A 15,199-nucleotide genomic window follows, 5' to 3' on the forward strand; every position below is an offset into this window, starting at 1 on the left:
CAGGCACAAGCGTAACCTACATCAGCAACACTTTCCATGCATCCGTTACACGGCCGTTATCTAACAATTGTTTGGCTTTTAAATGCAGGTGCAGGGTGTGAGTGTCACTGGTGGCAGCATCAACCAGTTCTTTCATTTCATCGGTTTTGCTAAAAGCGTTTACCTCCTCATGTGATGGCAGCGCTTCAACAAGCCCCAATATCCCAAGATCATTCCCGGTTAATACTTTGGAATATTTAACCTCTTTTGGAAAAGCATCTACACCGATACCTATTCCGGCGCTGCCTGTTGGTTTGGAAATTTTAAATAAATTATCACCGGTTACCCTGCAATACCAATCGCCACCTAAACGGGCCACCAGATCTATTTTATGCGGGTCTATTTTATCATTAGCATCCAAAATAGCTTCGCTGATATGGATCCGTTTCACCTCAGCAATAACCAAATTACCCGCGCCCCCGTTTTTTCCTAACGATATCACATCATTCACTGCACATTCCAATTGAACGGTCGACTCCGCCACCCTCGGTGGTTTTACCGTATCCGAAGCCAGTTCAGTAAAGCCCGCTTTCGCAAATTCGTTTACCCCTTTTTTGTAATCCATACTGGTTAAATAGGTCTGTTGCACCATATCATAGTTCACAATATTGATCACACATTCAGGCACTTCCAAAACATTTTCGAGCGTGTGTTTAGTGGTATTATCCCGCGCCCTGCTTGTGGGCGAAAAAACACATATTGGCGGGTTGATACTAAAAACATTAAAAAAACTAAACGGACTTAAGTTAACCCCGCCGCTTTTGTTGATAGTGGATACAAAACATATTGGCCGGGGAGCAATGGCATAGTGCAGATAAACCTGCATTTCGGCCGGTGTCAGTGATGTTGCATCAATAGTTCTTAACTTCATTCAAGTTTTATTTAAAGCTTAATCGGACTAACAGCTATTTTCTTTGATCCGGTACCTGCCATTTACGAGGAGCCGGGCGCTCCGGTTTACTTAACACCGGCCTGGCCATCCGGCGAACGCCTCCATCTGAAATAAGCATCCAATACTTTCAGCGACGCAAGGTCCGGAACAGGGCCGGTATGCGCCGTTTGGGAAAAGTACATTACTGCCGGACGGGCGGGGCTGTAGGCCGGCCATTCGGGCTTTCCGTCACCATTGGGGTCGCCATACTTTGCAAAGTTTGTCCAGTAAGTACTCATTGCATCCGAAATATCAAGGTCTGCTTTAGCCTGCGCACCTGATACATTAAGCAGGCCGAACACATAAGCCACTTCCTGTGCATGCGGCGATCCATAACCTGCCTGCGAGGAACCTGCCGGATACTCGGGGTGTTGATCAAAATAATAATAAAAAACCTTGGATTTGCCCCTTTTTGCCTGTAATGTAGCCCAGCTCCAGGTATGCCAGCCAAACGCTGCATCACGTGTTAAGTCGCGCGCGGTTTTGGCTACCGTACCGGTGCCGGGCGGATAAGCCTTAATAAGTTCATCGGCGAATTTTCCATAACGGTTTTTTACTGCGGCGATATAGTCATCCGTAGTTTTAGGCGGCGAAAAACTGGCCCCTTCATCAGAGTTATAACCAACCAGTATTGGTATGTCGTTATACTTACCGGATTCGTAGAGCTTATATTGATCATCGGGAATCACCCAGCCATCAACAATGGGCCATGCAAGCCCGCGTACGGCGGGGAGCTTATCAGCATCAACTTTTCGCAAACTGTCAATTGAGGGATACCCGGCACCTTTAGCATATGCTTCGCCGGCAGCTTCGGCATCATGCAGCTTTTTCATATTTTCGCCCGGAAATGTTGTGGTACGCGTTGGGCCAAATGAGCCCCCGCTTTCGGAAATGGCCCCGCGAAACAGTCCTTTAGCCAGTGGGCTTGCACATAACATACTAACCGCGATGCCTCCTGCCGACTCGCCAAAAATAGTTACCTTGCCAGGATCGCCTCCAAAGGCTGCAATATTTTGTTTAATCCATTTAAGTGCTGCTATCATATCAAGAAGGCCGTAGTTACCGGATACTCGTTTGGGGCTTTCGGCGCTCAATTCAGGATGCGCCAAAAATCCAAGCTGGCCCACGCGATAGGCGATACTTACCAGCACCACATTTTTTTCGCCAGATTGGCACCGTTATAAGCCCATTCGGCAGTGCCGCCGGCATTGAAAGCACCGCCGTAAATCCATACAAGGACCGGAATTTTGCTATCGGGTGATTTAGCAGGTGTCCAAACGTTCAGGTACAAGCAATCTTCACTTTTTCCCGACACAGGGTTGCCCCCTTGCATAGGTTCCGGGGCAAATTTGTCGGCCAGGCGCACACCATCCCATTTTGCGGCGGGTTGCGGAGGGCACCAGCGCAATTTACCAACCGGAGGAGCGGCAAATGGAATACTTTTATAAACTGTGAGGCTATTTTCAAAAGTACCCTGCAGCATCCCTTCATTTACCTTAACGGGAGCCGGTTGTGCATTGGCAGTCAGCATAGTAAATACTGAAGCAAGCATATAAATTAAACGTCTCATAAAATTGCGATTGGTTGGCTCAAAACTACCATTAAACTGCTAAATCTCAATTGTGCGAACAAGTATTTTACCATGCTGGTACGCGTTTCGCGGGTATGTTTAAACTAATATCAGATAAAGCACATGCGGCATATGTGCAGCGGCAATAAAAGTACTCAGGCCTCAGGGCCGACGAAGCGAAGCTTCGTCATATACACAGAAAAGCGCAAAGCTAATCTTCCCGGCTTTAAGCAATGGTGGCAGTACTTTGTCACCATCAAGATTTCGTCAACCGGTCTTATCAAAAAACATAAAAAGAAGCACAAAAATACACTCAAAATCAGCCACCGTTGGATTAAGGGTGAAACACCTAACAAATACCCAAAAAAGCTTTAAATACTGATTATCAATAATTTAACTGTGTTCCACACAAAAACACAAACCTCTGATTATCAACGAATAACATTTTTATCCCGTTCCGTTATTTTTCACTTAAAAAATGGAACACATGGATTTTCAAAAAAGGAGCACCGGGCTTTTTTCATTTTTTTTCGGGAATCAAAAAATTGGGACACCTCATTTGTTACAATGCTCCCGGCCATAAAGGCGCTTGCTCATTATTTGAGAAACGAAAAAGGGGCAGCAACCTGCACCAGGCGCTGCCCCTTTTTTGTATAAGCAAACCATTTAATACAGACGATTAATCTGCCCGGCTCTGCCCGCTCCCGAATATCATCCTTAGTGCCTGATCACGTGTTAAAAAGGCTACAGCCCAGTTATACAAAGTTTTAATTTTATTATTATAATTCACCAACGACATTAAGTGGATAAATAGCCATACAAATAAAGCCGCAATACCACTAAGGTGTACCTTGTGCTTAAACAGGTCGACCACGGCATTATGTCGACCAACAATGGCCATATCTCCCCTGTCGAAATATTTAAATGGTTTTATGGCTTTGCCTTTTGCCATGGCTATAAAGTTCTTGGCAGTATTGCGTCCCATTTGTATGGCAACCTGTGCCAGTTGCGGGTGCCCTTTGGGATAAACCGGATCGGTTATTTGCACGCTGATATCGCCTGTGGCGTATATATCTTCAAGGTCTTTAACCCGGTTATATTCATCAGTGATCATGCGGCGGCCTATGCCTAAACTACTCGCAGGGATCCCCTCAAAAGTATTGGCAATGATACCGGCAGCCCAAATCAGGGTTTTGGCTTCAAGTGTTTCACCATCGGCAAAGGTTATCACACCATTATTAAAATCGTTTACATGGGCATTTAATTTAACTTCAACACCCAACTCAATCAGCGCCTGGCGGGTTTCCTTGTGGGTTTTATCACTCATGGGGGCAAGCAAATCAGGGCCGCCATCAACTATGTAAATTTTACCTTTGGCATTCATTAGCTCGGGGTAATCCTTTTTCAGGATATAGTTTTTCATCTCGGCAAGCATACCAGCTACTTCAACACCAGTTGGACCGCCCCCGGCAACTACTATGGTTAAAAGCTTTTGACGCTCTATTGGATCGGTAGTAATGGCTGCCTTTTCCATTGTTTTAATAAGGCTGTTACGCATTCGGAGCGCGTCGTCAATTTCTTTAAGGGAGATGGCATTTTGTTTGATACTCTCAATCCCGTAAAAATTTGTACTTGCACCGGCCGCGAAAACGAGGTAATCATAAGATAGCTCGCCATTACTCAAATAAAGAATCTTTGCCGCAGGATCAACCTTAACCACGGCTGCCATACGGAAACTCAATCTTTTATCCCTGAAAAGCTTACGGAAGGGATAGCTGATACTTGATGGTTCAAGGAAACTGGTTGCTACCTGGTAAAGCAGCGGTGTAAAATAATTGTAGTTATTTTTATCAACCAGGGTAACATCATAATACTTGTTTTTATATAGCTGCTGTGCAATGTTAAGCCCGGCAAAACCGCCGCCAACAATTACTATCTTTTTTTTGCCGCTTTGGGGTGTTATACTTGTCATGATACTTAATATTTTATAGGCAGGTAAAGCAGGATCAGGTTCCGATCTGAAAAATATTCCGGCTTCATTTGCCTCGTTTTTCTACCATGAATTTACTGAAGTTTATGGCAACCGGCCTCGTCTTAGTGTAAATATTACACACTTAAAAACTCAACCCATTCCGCTGCATTACCTCACCTATGCGATACAAAATTGCGCAGTAATACCTGATTAAAAATGGCTAAAGTTCTGATGTTTTGGTCTATTTTACGGTTCGGGACAATTAATGATTGCGGTATGACAAATCGCAACCAAAACTGTTAATTCGAAGAAGATTTGAAAAACTAACTAAAGTAATTATATAGAGTCTACCAATTTCATATAAAATATTTGAATAAAGTAAATAGACAATCTTTGGATTTAAGCTTTGTGCTTTTTGCCTTCTGCTTTTAGCTTTCAAATCCAGATACCTGACGGCTACTTAACCAGGTATTGAAGATTAGAAATGTGAATCGGCGCAGGTTTATATTTCAATGAATATCCCTGGCGTGCTGATAATACCGCTTTAATTTCAGACATAATCGATAAGGCTATCTCTTCGGCCCCCTCTGCACCTAAATCCAAGCCTACCGGGCCATAGATGTTGTTCATTTGTGCTTCGCTAATAGATATGCCTGCATATTGAACTTCCGCCAGCATACGTTCCAGTTTCTTTTTGGGGCCGAGGATACCGATATAAGGTAACGGTGTAGGTAATAGTTCTTTAAGCAGCGCTATCTCATAGTTATAATTGTGGGTCATCATAACAATAGCCGTACGATCATTGATCTTTATATTTGATAATACCTCAGCCGGTTTGGCAGTTACAACATTTTGAGCAACCGGGAAGCGCTGCTTAATGGCATAATTAGGCCGGCCATCTATCACGGTAATATTCCAGCCTAAAACCGCAGCTATTCGTGTTAAAGAAATTGCGTCGTTACCTGCCCCCACAATCACGAGCGAAATCACAGGTTTAATATGTTCTACAAAGGCAGTATATTCAGTATCAGCCTGGTAAAACCGTATTTCTGATCGCTGTTCCTCCAGTACCCTTTCGGCATCACTTACCAAAGCAACCTGGTATTGCAGGTGCCCGGGGTGGCTTATCGCAAGTTTATCTTCGGTAAGGCAAAGGCAAGTGCCGGGCTGTGGCGCTTTTCGGTCTTTAATAGAAAATACGGTGGCAAGTACGGCATGCTGACCATTGCTGACGATATTTTTCAACAGACTAATTGGGTTATTGATAGCGCTGGTTATGGGTTCAATAAGAATATGGATAATGCCGTTGCAGCCCAATCCTACGCCCAGCTTGGCATCATCATCGTCGGTAGTATCATAGGTTACCAGTAAAGGTTGTTGCTGCAGGATCACCAGTCGGGCTTTACGCAGGGCATCGCCTTCCAAACACCCGCCGCTGATGGCGCCGGTAAGTTGCCCGTCCTCAGTAATCAGCATACGTGCGCCGGCCCGACGATAGGCAGAACCTTCCACCAATACAACAGTAGCCAGGGCAGTTTTTTTACCTAGTGCATGAGCCTCATCATAGGCGGCAACTATGTCAATAATCTCTTTCATCAGCAGCTTTACAGCTATATCAGTTTATCGGGCGTTATGGGCAATTCCCTTACCCTTTTGCCCGTAGCGTTATAAATGGCGTTTGCCAAAGCAGGAGCTACCCCTATCAACGAAATTTCGCCAATACCTTTGGTGCCTACCGGATTCAAAACCGGATCGGGCTTATCAATAAATATAGCTTCTATCTGCTGGATATCGGCATTTACCGGCACGTGGTAATCGGCAAAGTTACCGTTAATGTAGCGCCCGTAACGATCATCAAAAACAGCTTCTTCAGTCATGGCCATGCCAACGCCACCAACCGCGCCGCCAATCATCTGGCTGCTGGCGGTTTTGTGGTTAACTATTTTTCCGGCATCAACACAGGCTACAATCTTTTTGATCTTTACCTGCCCTGTAAGCGGGTGTACATGCACTTTGGCAAAATGCGCCGAAAACGAGTACATGGAATATTTTTGCGCTTCGGGATTGCCTTTTGATTCTTGTGTAAGCTCAACCGACGGCATATTGTTTTGCTTTAACACAGCAACGTAATCAATAGGCTCCGTGCTATCGGCAGGTTTGCCGGCCATGGTGTACAGCTTCTGTTTCAAAGCCACACACACATCATGTACCGCCGAACCAACAGATGATACCGTTGCCGACCCACCCTGCGTTGGCGCATTAGGAAAAGCCGAATTGCCCAGCTCAAACGTGATCTTATCCGCAGGGATTCCCAAAGTATCAGCAGCTATCAATACCATTGATGTTCCGGTGCCCGGGCCGATATCGCTCGTGGCACTCTGAATGTTCACACTGCCATCGGCCGTCAACTTTATTTTAGCCACGGCATTGCCCCGGTATGCGCCAAACGCACCGCAGCCTATCCCGTAGCCTACCAGCCATTCGCCCTCTTTATTGGCGCCGGGTTGGGCTTTACGATTAGCCCAGCCTATGGCCTCGGCCCCTTTCTGGTAACATTCCTTTAGGTATTTGCTCGACCATGGCTTGTTCCGTTCAGGGTCGGTATCGGTATAGTTTCTTAGTCTTAACTCTATGGGATCGAGGTTAAGCTTGTAAGATAACTCATCCAGCGCCGATTCAAGTGCGAAAGAACCTGTAGCCTCACCCGGACCGCGCATAGGCGCAGGCACGCCTACATTTAAAGGCACTACCTTGTAAAGCGTATTTACATTAGGACTGTTATATAAAAACTGCGATACATTTACCGCCCCTTCGGTAAATTCTTCATAAACGGCTGTTTGCGAATGCGATTCATGGGTAATACCAATCAGCTTACCATCGGCAGTTGCACCCAGTCCTATTTTTTGGATGGTTAAAGGGCGATAGCCTACCTGCGTAAACATCTGTTCGCGGGTGAGTGTAAGTTTAACCGGGCGTTTTACCAGTTTAGCTGCCTGTGCGGCTGCAATTTCATGCGGCCAGGTACGTAACGAAGAGCCGAAAGCTCCACCAACAAACCTCGAATTGATCTGCACATTATCGGGGTTAAGTCCGAATGCCGCAGCAATGGATCGCTGGGAGCCTTTTACGCCCTGCGATTTGGTATACAGTGTAACCTTATCATCCCCATCCCAAAACGCGGTGGTAACGTGCAATTCCATAGGGTTATGCACTTCTGTAGGAAGCAGATATTCCTCCTCAACCACTACCGGGGCATTTTTATAGGCATTTGCCTCACCGCGCACATAATCTTTATAATTACCTTTTTGCGGGGTTACCCCTTTATCTATGTTTTTATGAAAATCAGTTTCAAAAGGCTCAGTATTGTAAGTTGCTTTAACCAGGCTTGCCGCATAGGTAGCCCGTTCAAAGGTATCAGCAACTACCAACGCAATGGGTTGCGCGTTAAAGTAAATCTTATTATCATTAAATAACTTAAGCCCGCGTACCGGCCTTTCTGCGCCGGCCTGGTAGCCCGGTACTTTTGGCGCATTAAATGGCGTAATGACAGCAAGCACTCCCGGTGCACGCTCGGCAGCCCTGGTATCAAGTGCAGTTACCGTACCAGAAGCAATAGTTGCCGATACCAGCACCCCATAGGTGAGGTTGGGGACTTTATACTCACCGCTGTATTTAGCTCCGCCGGTCACTTTTAACCGGCCATCAACACGGCTTAAGGAATCGCCAATTGCGTCTTTTTTCATGAAGATCAGTATTAAATCTATTAGCTAAATAGTCGTTAATTTATTATGCAAGGCCGGTGGCCAATTTTAAGGATTGTACTATAGCATTAGGCGCAAGCTTTAACTTAAACTTGTTGTACTCATAAGCTTTAGCTCCCTGCATGGCAATTTGCGCCGCCTGCTTAAAATTATCTTCAGTAATAGCTTTACCTTTTAAAAATATTTCGGCAGCGGTTAAACGCCATGGCTTATGTGCCACCCCGCCCATGGCCAGTCTTGCACCTGTAATAGTATTATTTTCGATATGCAAAGCGGCAGCCACCGAAACCAGGGCAAAGGCATATGATGTACGGTCGCGAATCTTTAAATAGTAAACATGCTTGTTATAAGCAGATGATGCTGCGGGCAAATCAACTGAAGTGATCAACTCGCCTTTTTGCAAGGTATTATCAAGTTCCGGATGATCGCCTGGCAAGCGGTGAAAATCACCAATATTAATGGCTCTCGGGCCTTTTACACCCGTTACGTGGATGGTGGCATCCAACGCGGCCATCGCCACATTCATATCACTGGGGTTAACAGCAATACATTTATCGCTGGCGCCAAAAAGGGCATGCATACGATTAATCCCTTGCAATGCTCCACAACCGCTTCCGGGAGTACGTTTATTGCAAGGCATAGCAGTATCAAAAAAATAAGGACAGCGGGTACGTTGCATAAGATTGCCCCCAACGGTAGCCATATTGCGCAACTGCGGCGAAGCACCGGCATTGATGGCCAGCGCCAGCAACGGGTATTGCGCCTTTATATAAGCGTGCTCGGCAACCTCGCTATTGGAGGCTAAAGCACCTATGTGTATACCTGTAGGCGTTCTCTCTATCTTTTTAAGCGGGAGGCGGTTAATATCAATCAACTTGTCCGGTACTACCAATCCCATTTTCATCATATCAACCAAGTTGGTTCCGCCTGCCAAAAAGTAGCCGTTTGGTTCTTTTGCCAATGATTTAATGGCAACAGCCGTTTCGGCTGGTCGTGTGTATTGAAACTGGTTCATACCATACCTCCTTTAACTTCCTGAATAGCCTTAACAATATTGGGATAAGCGCCGCAACGGCAAATGTTACCGCTCATAAATTCCCTGATCTCTGTTTCAGATCCGGTATGTCCTTCTTTAAGCAAAGCCACGGCCGACATGATCTGTCCTGATGTACAATATCCGCACTGAAAACCATCGTGCTTAATAAAAGCCTCCTGCATGGGATGCAGCTCTTCCTCTTTGGCAAGGCCTTCAATAGTAGTTATCTTTTTACCATCATTTGTCAATGCAAGGCTTAGGCACGAGTTAATGCGTACGCCATTTACATGCACTGTACAAGCGCCGCACTGGCCGCGGTCGCAACCCTTTTTGGTACCCGTAAGGTCGAGGTATTCGCGCAGCACTTCCAGCAGGGTCACACGCGGTTCAACCATCAATTCATGTTTTACACCGTTCACCTCCAGGTGCAGGGCTTGCTTTTCAAAAACGCCGGCAAATTTCTCATCCCATTGGTTTTCGGCCGCTTTAACTACAGTACCCGGTGTTAAGGCAATGGCCGTTAACAGCGATGTTTGCTTAAGAAAATCACGGCGCGTTCCGTTTGAATTGTCTTCGCCGTCGGTTGGAGTGAAGGGCTTTGTTGTAGACATAGGTACAGCGATTTATAATTACACCAAGATAGCACTTTTAATATCAATAACTCCGTAACAAATTTGTTTTGAACAATGAAAAATCCAATTATTCAATCACCGCGCTTTTAATATTTCTTCTAACAAAAGTTTAGGGCTAACTTTAAGCAAATACTTCACAATGAAAATGATCCCGCTTTTTAAATGCCGCGATTTACGACAAGCCGTCGGTTTTTACACCAACGTGCTTGATTTCAGGCTCAAATACCCTGAAGCCACGGCTGATGACGGCGTTATTGACCTAATAAGCGAATTTGGAGAGATGTAGTTAACCGTATATGAAAGCGACCGCTTATTTGGTTCGGTGGTAAATGTTTGGGTTAATGATGTGGATAGCCGGTTTACATATTACCTATCCCGCGGGTTGGATACCTCAGTTAAAAAAGAATCGCCCGTTCACCAGGGACCAACCGACCAAACCTGGGGAACGCGCGAGTTTTATGTTACGGATACTGACGGCAATACTTTACGGTTTTGCCAGCGGCAACGGTAGATATTTATTGGACCACCTTAACTTCCGCGGGCGCATTAATTGTGGTTTTTACTTTACCATCAGCCTGCTTAACATGTTTAATTTTCACAATACCATATGGTGTTGGATAAGTTCCTTCGGCAAAGCTCAGATCGCCCAAATGGGGTTCAATCTTAATTACCTTACAACCTGGCGCAATTATCTTTACACCCAGCACATACTCAGTTAACCACGGTGTTGGCCCTGATGCCCAGCCATGCGAAAGACTATGCCTGAAACCTTTATAACAATAAGCGCCATAATCACCATGGATATCTTTTTTACCATCGGGCACCAACTCATCTATCCGCGAAGCGTTGGGCAGCCAGTCGATATTAAAATCTTCCCAAAAAGTAGTAGCGCCAAGGTTCAGCATCGGGCCCCAAAAGTTGCGGATAGCGTCAATGCCACCCTGGTAGTCGCCGGCTTTGGCTTTGGTCAACAGCATATAATAACCAAAAAACGTTGAGTAATTGTGTATTCCCTCTTTAGAAAGAATATCGTTTGCTTTTTCGGCAGGGAGTAAACCCGATAAGCCCAATAAGGCTGCCGCCTGTTTTGAACCGCTGGCATCCGGCACATTGGTTTTTAGTTTAGCAACCGCGGCTTCGCATTTTTGGGAGGTGGCCTGATCATTCAATATTTTGCAGAGTTCGGCACCGGCATTCAGGGTCATCACCAGCATGGCCTGTAAACCCGCATGAATAGCAGGTTTGTTTTCGCTCGATGGCCAGTCCAAAAACCGACCGGCGCCGTCCAACTTTTCGCTGCCGTTTGCATCAACCTGTACAGCGTACTGATTCAGCAACTTTACCAGGTAAGCTTTCTGCTGCTGCAGATATTTCAAATTACCGGTGTACATATACCAATCGCGTTGGATTAGGATCCACCACATAGAATAAGATACCATACCGTTCATATAGTCGGGCAAAGGGGTAATGTCCCGTGCCAGATCAAGGCTCTTTGACACTACCGGATTATCGCCAAATACAGCGGCAATGGTTGATGTTTCGGGATGCATATCGCCTACCCAAACCAGCCTGTCGCGTTTAATACCGTCCCAAAGATAATCCTGCATATTGAGGTGTACGGTGTACGCACCGGTAAGCCATATTTTGTTAAGCAGCGTATCACTGCATTTAAATGAGCCGAGGTAAGGGATATCGCGGTAAACAAAAATAGCCCTTGCTTCTTTCAGCTTAAGTTGACTGTTATCATCCAGCAAATCGATCCGTACAAAGCGAAAACCGGTGTTACCGATTTCCAGCTTACCCAACCATGGCAGGGACATAATCATATCGCGCATAGCGTGGTCGTTAGTAGCACCTTTTATGGTATCGATGTTTGACATAGCTTCGCTTGCCGATTCGCCAAAACGGATACGCACCCTCACCGGCTTGCCACCCCTTGACTGATCGGTTACCAATTGCAAACCGCCGTGCAATTCCCTACCAAAATCAAGCAATAAACCGGGCTTTCCCTTTTCATCACTTTGAAGAATGCACAAGTCATTACCTGAAAGATCGGCTTGTCCATCACCTTGCTTCAGCAGTTTTTCGGCATTGATAATATTGGTAGCTGCATTCGGCGATTTCCAAAGAATGCGGACCGGTGAAAGATATTTCCTTACCGTTTCTGTAGATTGCGCTTCGGCAGATCGCTTAGCATCAAAAACCGGAGGAAGCTTTTGGGCCTGACAGATAAAACAGATGATGGTTAGTGTAAGTATGCCGATGATTTTCTTCATGTGAAAATATCTTTTTGTCTGTTTTTAAAATTCCGCTCTTGAGAAAGAGCCCAATGGAAAATACTGCTGTAAAGGCGTATTTCGCACTGCTTTATTAGTTGCCGGTTAATCACAGTCTTTTTTATCGAGTCAAGGTCTTTAACCGCACCTTCTTTAAAGATATTACCGGAGATTAAATACAAATGAGACAGATTTATCGTGAAAGCTGGTAAGTTTATAATTAAACAATACTAACGCTTTCATCATGATCTGGCATCCTGTACTATCTTTTTTTAATACATTATACTATCGATGGTATTAACGCTCTCCTTTGGGGGGCTTACTTCAGAACAAGTAAGCAATGCACTGAAGGTGCAAAAGGTTTACATGGCAATAGGATTATCATCAACAACTAACTTACCTTGAGCAGGCTGAATAATATTGCAGGGATAATTATTTTACTTTCGGCTCAAATGATCTTCCGTTTGCATCCGGAAGATCATTTGAGCCGAAAGGTGTTATTTAAACGGGGAGATCATTTTATCTAAAGTGCGACCTCAGCATCCAGGCCATGCCCTCGTGTGTTTCCATCAAGCCGGTAATAAAGTCGCTGGTACCGGCGTCATTAAACTGATTTGCGAAGGGATTGATATTACCGCGTATGAACTCGATGATACTTTCATGGTCTTCAAGCAATTCTTTCAAAAAGCCAGCGCTATCGTTTTTGTGATCGAGCCTTTCGGTTAAATGAGTAAGTTGCAACAACTGGGTTAAAGTAGCTGGTGCGTAATGACCTATCTTACGGATACGTTCGGCCACGCTGTCCATAATTTCATCAAGCTCGTTGTATTGCTGTTCAAAAAACACATGCATTGAATGAAAGTCGGGGCCTTCAATATTCCAGTGAGCATTACGGGTTTTGGTGTACAGTACAAATTCGTCGGCTAATAATTTGGCTAACTGATCTGAAACGGCCTGGCGGTCTGCTTCATTAATTCCGATGTTTGTTTTCATGATATATGTAATTTGTGATTGTTATTCTTGTTATAACTTATTCATATTTTGGCAGATGCCTATACACGCTGAACTGTCTTTTTACGGCGCCAATATAACGTAAATGCGGTTACCCAAAAGTAAAAAATCAACGGCATAGGATGATCATGGTATGTGTATGACAAATCCCAACCAATAGATGACAGTACAAGCGTGATAAACACCATCGCCTCGCAGATTATGACTTTCATGCTATGTAGTTTTTTTGGAAGTGTCATCATACAATTTAATCAGTAACACATTTACAACTGCATCAAATTAGTAAAGCGGGCAACAATAATCATCAGTGCTCTTTTCAGGTAGAGATCTGTCAGGACAGGATCATTTCAATATGGTCGATACCATCTTCATCATAAATTTCACCATCAATTTTAAAGCCCGACTGTTCATAAAACTTGATAGCATAGTACTGTGCCCCTATCCGGATAGGCACATCTCCATAGATCTTTTTAGTTTGATCGATGGCGGCCTGGGTTAGTATTTTACCTACACCCGTACCGCGTACTTTTTTGCTGCTAACTATACGCCCAATTGATGCTTCGGCATATGATTTACCCGCGGGTACAATACGGGCATAGGCCACCAGTTCCTGATCATTATCAAACAATAACAGATGGTGGCAAGCGTAGTCTTTATCATCGGTGTCTAAAAACACACAATTTTGTTCAACTACAAATACCTCGCTCCTGAGCTTTAGTAATTGGTACAGCTCGGTAACGGTTAAATCATTAAAAGCTTTGCAAATTTGAGTGTAGTTCATGGTGTTTGATTTTTCTCTCGCAAAGCGCAAAGTCTTTTTGCCGATTTGCTTGTGTGGCTAAAGTAGATATTTCTGAGAAAAGCAGAAAGCATGGCCAGTTACTAAAAAAAGTCATACCGAACTTGTTTTGGGAATGCGCGGGGCAAGCAATCTGTTAAACATCCATCAACTTAGCATGTGGGCTGCTAAATAAAATGATGCCCAGTTGCTACGTAAATTACCACATGTGATAAAGAGGCATTACTTTGTCCCGTGGGAATAACTTTTTTCAACAATCCCTTATTGCAACCTGGTAAAAAATTATTTTCGCAGCCTGATAAATTAATCATTCTATCGCCCAACATGTCTGCATCTCATTCCCTGTTGCCGGTACAGGCCGATCTTGTACGAATTGTTTCAAAATATGTGTTGCTTGAAGAAAGCCGGAGAAATTTAAAAGGCCGCTGTCCTTTCCATAAAGACCAGGCAACCTCCCTGATGGTGTCGCCCGAAAAAAATATTTTTCAATGCTTTGGCTGCGGTAAAGGCGGCGGCCCTGTTGAATTTGTAATGGCCATTGAACACAAAACCCGAGAAGAAGCTATTCAGCTGATAGCAGAAAGTAATTAAGTTTTACAAAAGCGGATCAGGCTTACCCGATCTGCTTTTGTAGTACTAAAGCTTTTTCTTTAAAATCAAAAACAAAGCCAGTGATAAAGTTTATTTGTGCTACGAACTAACCGACCAACAGCCTGTTTGATATTTTTTTAGAGCTTTTATTTACAATTCTATTATTACCTTAACCAATAATTGCGTGAAGACAGTTTTTTGGTTAGCTCTTGGCAACGAAATGTACAATAAACCACAATGAAAACGACTCTTTTGTTTCCTTTAACCATTTTACTGCTATTCTCCTGCTCCGGGCAATCTCATAAACGATCTAATATAGATGAATTTTACACAGCAAAAGGAGAATGGGATTCAGCCAGGTTACCATTCATTAAACCTTATGAAGCAATAATTGTAACTAAAGAATCAGGATGGGGAATGAATCTGGAAGGCATAGATGGGGATACAGGCTTTTCTCACATTAAAAAAGCAAATGTTATAGATGGCGTAATTCTGGTTTATTACACTAATTCAATTCTTCATGGAAATTATGTTAAAGAAGGGTGGTATGTTGTGGTTCCAGCAAAAAAATAGAGCGGGGT

General features: G+C 44.3%; 12 protein-coding genes and 1 pseudogene. 3 read left to right on the top strand and 10 right to left on the bottom strand.

Features of this window, described 5'->3' with window-relative positions; all coding sequences use genetic code 11:
* Positions 1–16: 16 nt before the first annotated feature.
* From ACQ86K_RS21005 to ACQ86K_RS21035, 7 genes and pseudogenes are all read right to left on the bottom strand, one after another.
* Positions 17–910, bottom strand: a complete 894-nt coding sequence (locus ACQ86K_RS21005) for a flavin reductase family protein (protein ID WP_091163440.1) — start codon at positions 908–910, stop codon at positions 17–19.
* A gap of 86 nt (positions 911–996) precedes the next feature.
* A pseudogene (locus ACQ86K_RS21010) lies at positions 997–2,540 on the bottom strand (carboxylesterase/lipase family protein).
* A 679-nt stretch (positions 2,541–3,219) separates the two neighbouring features.
* Positions 3,220–4,512, bottom strand: a complete 1,293-nt coding sequence (locus ACQ86K_RS21015; protein ID WP_431198699.1) for an NAD(P)/FAD-dependent oxidoreductase — start codon at positions 4,510–4,512, stop codon at positions 3,220–3,222.
* 456 nt (positions 4,513–4,968) lie between these two features.
* Positions 4,969–6,108, bottom strand: coding sequence for an XdhC family protein (locus ACQ86K_RS21020; protein ID WP_431198700.1), 1,140 nt, complete (start codon positions 6,106–6,108; stop codon positions 4,969–4,971).
* A gap of 14 nt (positions 6,109–6,122) precedes the next feature.
* Positions 6,123–8,255, bottom strand: a complete 2,133-nt coding sequence (locus ACQ86K_RS21025) for a xanthine dehydrogenase family protein molybdopterin-binding subunit (protein WP_431198701.1) — start codon at positions 8,253–8,255, stop codon at positions 6,123–6,125.
* A 43-nt stretch (positions 8,256–8,298) separates the two neighbouring features.
* Positions 8,299–9,288, bottom strand: a complete 990-nt coding sequence (locus ACQ86K_RS21030) for an FAD binding domain-containing protein (protein WP_431198702.1) — start codon at positions 9,286–9,288, stop codon at positions 8,299–8,301.
* Positions 9,285–9,920 (bottom strand): (2Fe-2S)-binding protein, encoded by a 636-nt coding sequence (locus ACQ86K_RS21035; protein ID WP_091163420.1) that lies wholly within the window; start codon positions 9,918–9,920, stop codon positions 9,285–9,287. Before ACQ86K_RS21035 ends, ACQ86K_RS21030 begins: the two co-directional genes overlap by 4 nt.
* Before the next feature lie 160 nt (positions 9,921–10,080).
* On the opposite strand from ACQ86K_RS21035, the gene ACQ86K_RS21040 reads away from it, so the two are divergent.
* Positions 10,081–10,227: a hypothetical protein gene (locus ACQ86K_RS21040; RefSeq protein ID WP_176844383.1), complete on the top strand. Its 147-nt coding sequence runs from the start codon at positions 10,081–10,083 to the stop codon at positions 10,225–10,227.
* A gap of 229 nt (positions 10,228–10,456) precedes the next feature.
* On the opposite strand, the gene ACQ86K_RS21045 is transcribed toward ACQ86K_RS21040, so the two are convergent.
* The 3 genes from ACQ86K_RS21045 to ACQ86K_RS21055 all read right to left on the bottom strand — a co-directional run bounded on the left by ACQ86K_RS21045 (position 10,457) and on the right by ACQ86K_RS21055 (position 14,009).
* Complete coding sequence (locus ACQ86K_RS21045; RefSeq protein ID WP_091163415.1) at positions 10,457–12,217, bottom strand: alpha-L-rhamnosidase C-terminal domain-containing protein; 1,761 nt, start codon at positions 12,215–12,217, stop codon at positions 10,457–10,459.
* Between the two features lie 519 nt (positions 12,218–12,736).
* On the bottom strand, positions 12,737–13,210 hold the full coding sequence (locus ACQ86K_RS21050; protein WP_091163413.1) for a Dps family protein: 474 nt from the start codon (positions 13,208–13,210) through the stop codon (positions 12,737–12,739).
* A gap of 349 nt (positions 13,211–13,559) precedes the next feature.
* Complete coding sequence (locus tag ACQ86K_RS21055) at positions 13,560–14,009, bottom strand: GNAT family N-acetyltransferase (protein ID WP_091163410.1); 450 nt, start codon at positions 14,007–14,009, stop codon at positions 13,560–13,562.
* Between the two features lie 342 nt (positions 14,010–14,351).
* Here ACQ86K_RS21055 and ACQ86K_RS21060 point away from each other — a divergent pair, with 342 nt between their 5' ends.
* Both ACQ86K_RS21060 and ACQ86K_RS21065 read left to right on the top strand, forming a co-directional pair.
* The gene (locus tag ACQ86K_RS21060; RefSeq protein ID WP_129570681.1) at positions 14,352–14,618 is read left to right on the top strand and encodes a CHC2 zinc finger domain-containing protein; all 267 of its coding nucleotides are present in this window, start codon (positions 14,352–14,354) and stop codon (positions 14,616–14,618) included.
* Between the two features lie 237 nt (positions 14,619–14,855).
* Complete coding sequence (locus tag ACQ86K_RS21065) at positions 14,856–15,191, top strand: hypothetical protein (RefSeq protein ID WP_431198703.1); 336 nt, start codon at positions 14,856–14,858, stop codon at positions 15,189–15,191.
* Positions 15,192–15,199 lie beyond the last annotated feature (8 nt).

The sequence above is a fragment of the Mucilaginibacter sp. P19 genome (genome assembly GCF_050632265.1).
Lineage (GTDB): Bacteria > Bacteroidota > Bacteroidia > Sphingobacteriales > Sphingobacteriaceae > Mucilaginibacter > Mucilaginibacter gossypii.

What these genes read in the sequence shown, in the direction of transcription:
- ACQ86K_RS21005 (WP_091163440.1), bottom strand. Translation starts at nt 910, where the DNA reads ATGAAGTTAAGAACTATTGATGCAACATCACTGACACCGGCCGAAATG.
- ACQ86K_RS21015 (WP_431198699.1), bottom strand. Translation starts at nt 4,512, where the DNA reads ATGACAAGTATAACACCCCAAAGCGGCAAAAAAAAGATAGTAATTGTT.
- ACQ86K_RS21020 (WP_431198700.1), bottom strand. Translation starts at nt 6,108, where the DNA reads ATGAAAGAGATTATTGACATAGTTGCCGCCTATGATGAGGCTCATGCA.
- ACQ86K_RS21025 (WP_431198701.1), bottom strand. Translation starts at nt 8,255, where the DNA reads ATGAAAAAAGACGCAATTGGCGATTCCTTAAGCCGTGTTGATGGCCGG.
- ACQ86K_RS21030 (WP_431198702.1), bottom strand. Translation starts at nt 9,288, where the DNA reads ATGAACCAGTTTCAATACACACGACCAGCCGAAACGGCTGTTGCCATT.
- ACQ86K_RS21035 (WP_091163420.1), bottom strand. Translation starts at nt 9,920, where the DNA reads ATGTCTACAACAAAGCCCTTCACTCCAACCGACGGCGAAGACAATTCA.
- ACQ86K_RS21040 (WP_176844383.1), top strand. Translation starts at nt 10,081, where the DNA reads ATGAAAATGATCCCGCTTTTTAAATGCCGCGATTTACGACAAGCCGTC.
- ACQ86K_RS21045 (WP_091163415.1), bottom strand. Translation starts at nt 12,217, where the DNA reads ATGAAGAAAATCATCGGCATACTTACACTAACCATCATCTGTTTTATC.
- ACQ86K_RS21050 (WP_091163413.1), bottom strand. Translation starts at nt 13,210, where the DNA reads ATGAAAACAAACATCGGAATTAATGAAGCAGACCGCCAGGCCGTTTCA.
- ACQ86K_RS21055 (WP_091163410.1), bottom strand. Translation starts at nt 14,009, where the DNA reads ATGAACTACACTCAAATTTGCAAAGCTTTTAATGATTTAACCGTTACC.
- ACQ86K_RS21060 (WP_129570681.1), top strand. Translation starts at nt 14,352, where the DNA reads ATGTCTGCATCTCATTCCCTGTTGCCGGTACAGGCCGATCTTGTACGA.
- ACQ86K_RS21065 (WP_431198703.1), top strand. Translation starts at nt 14,856, where the DNA reads ATGAAAACGACTCTTTTGTTTCCTTTAACCATTTTACTGCTATTCTCC.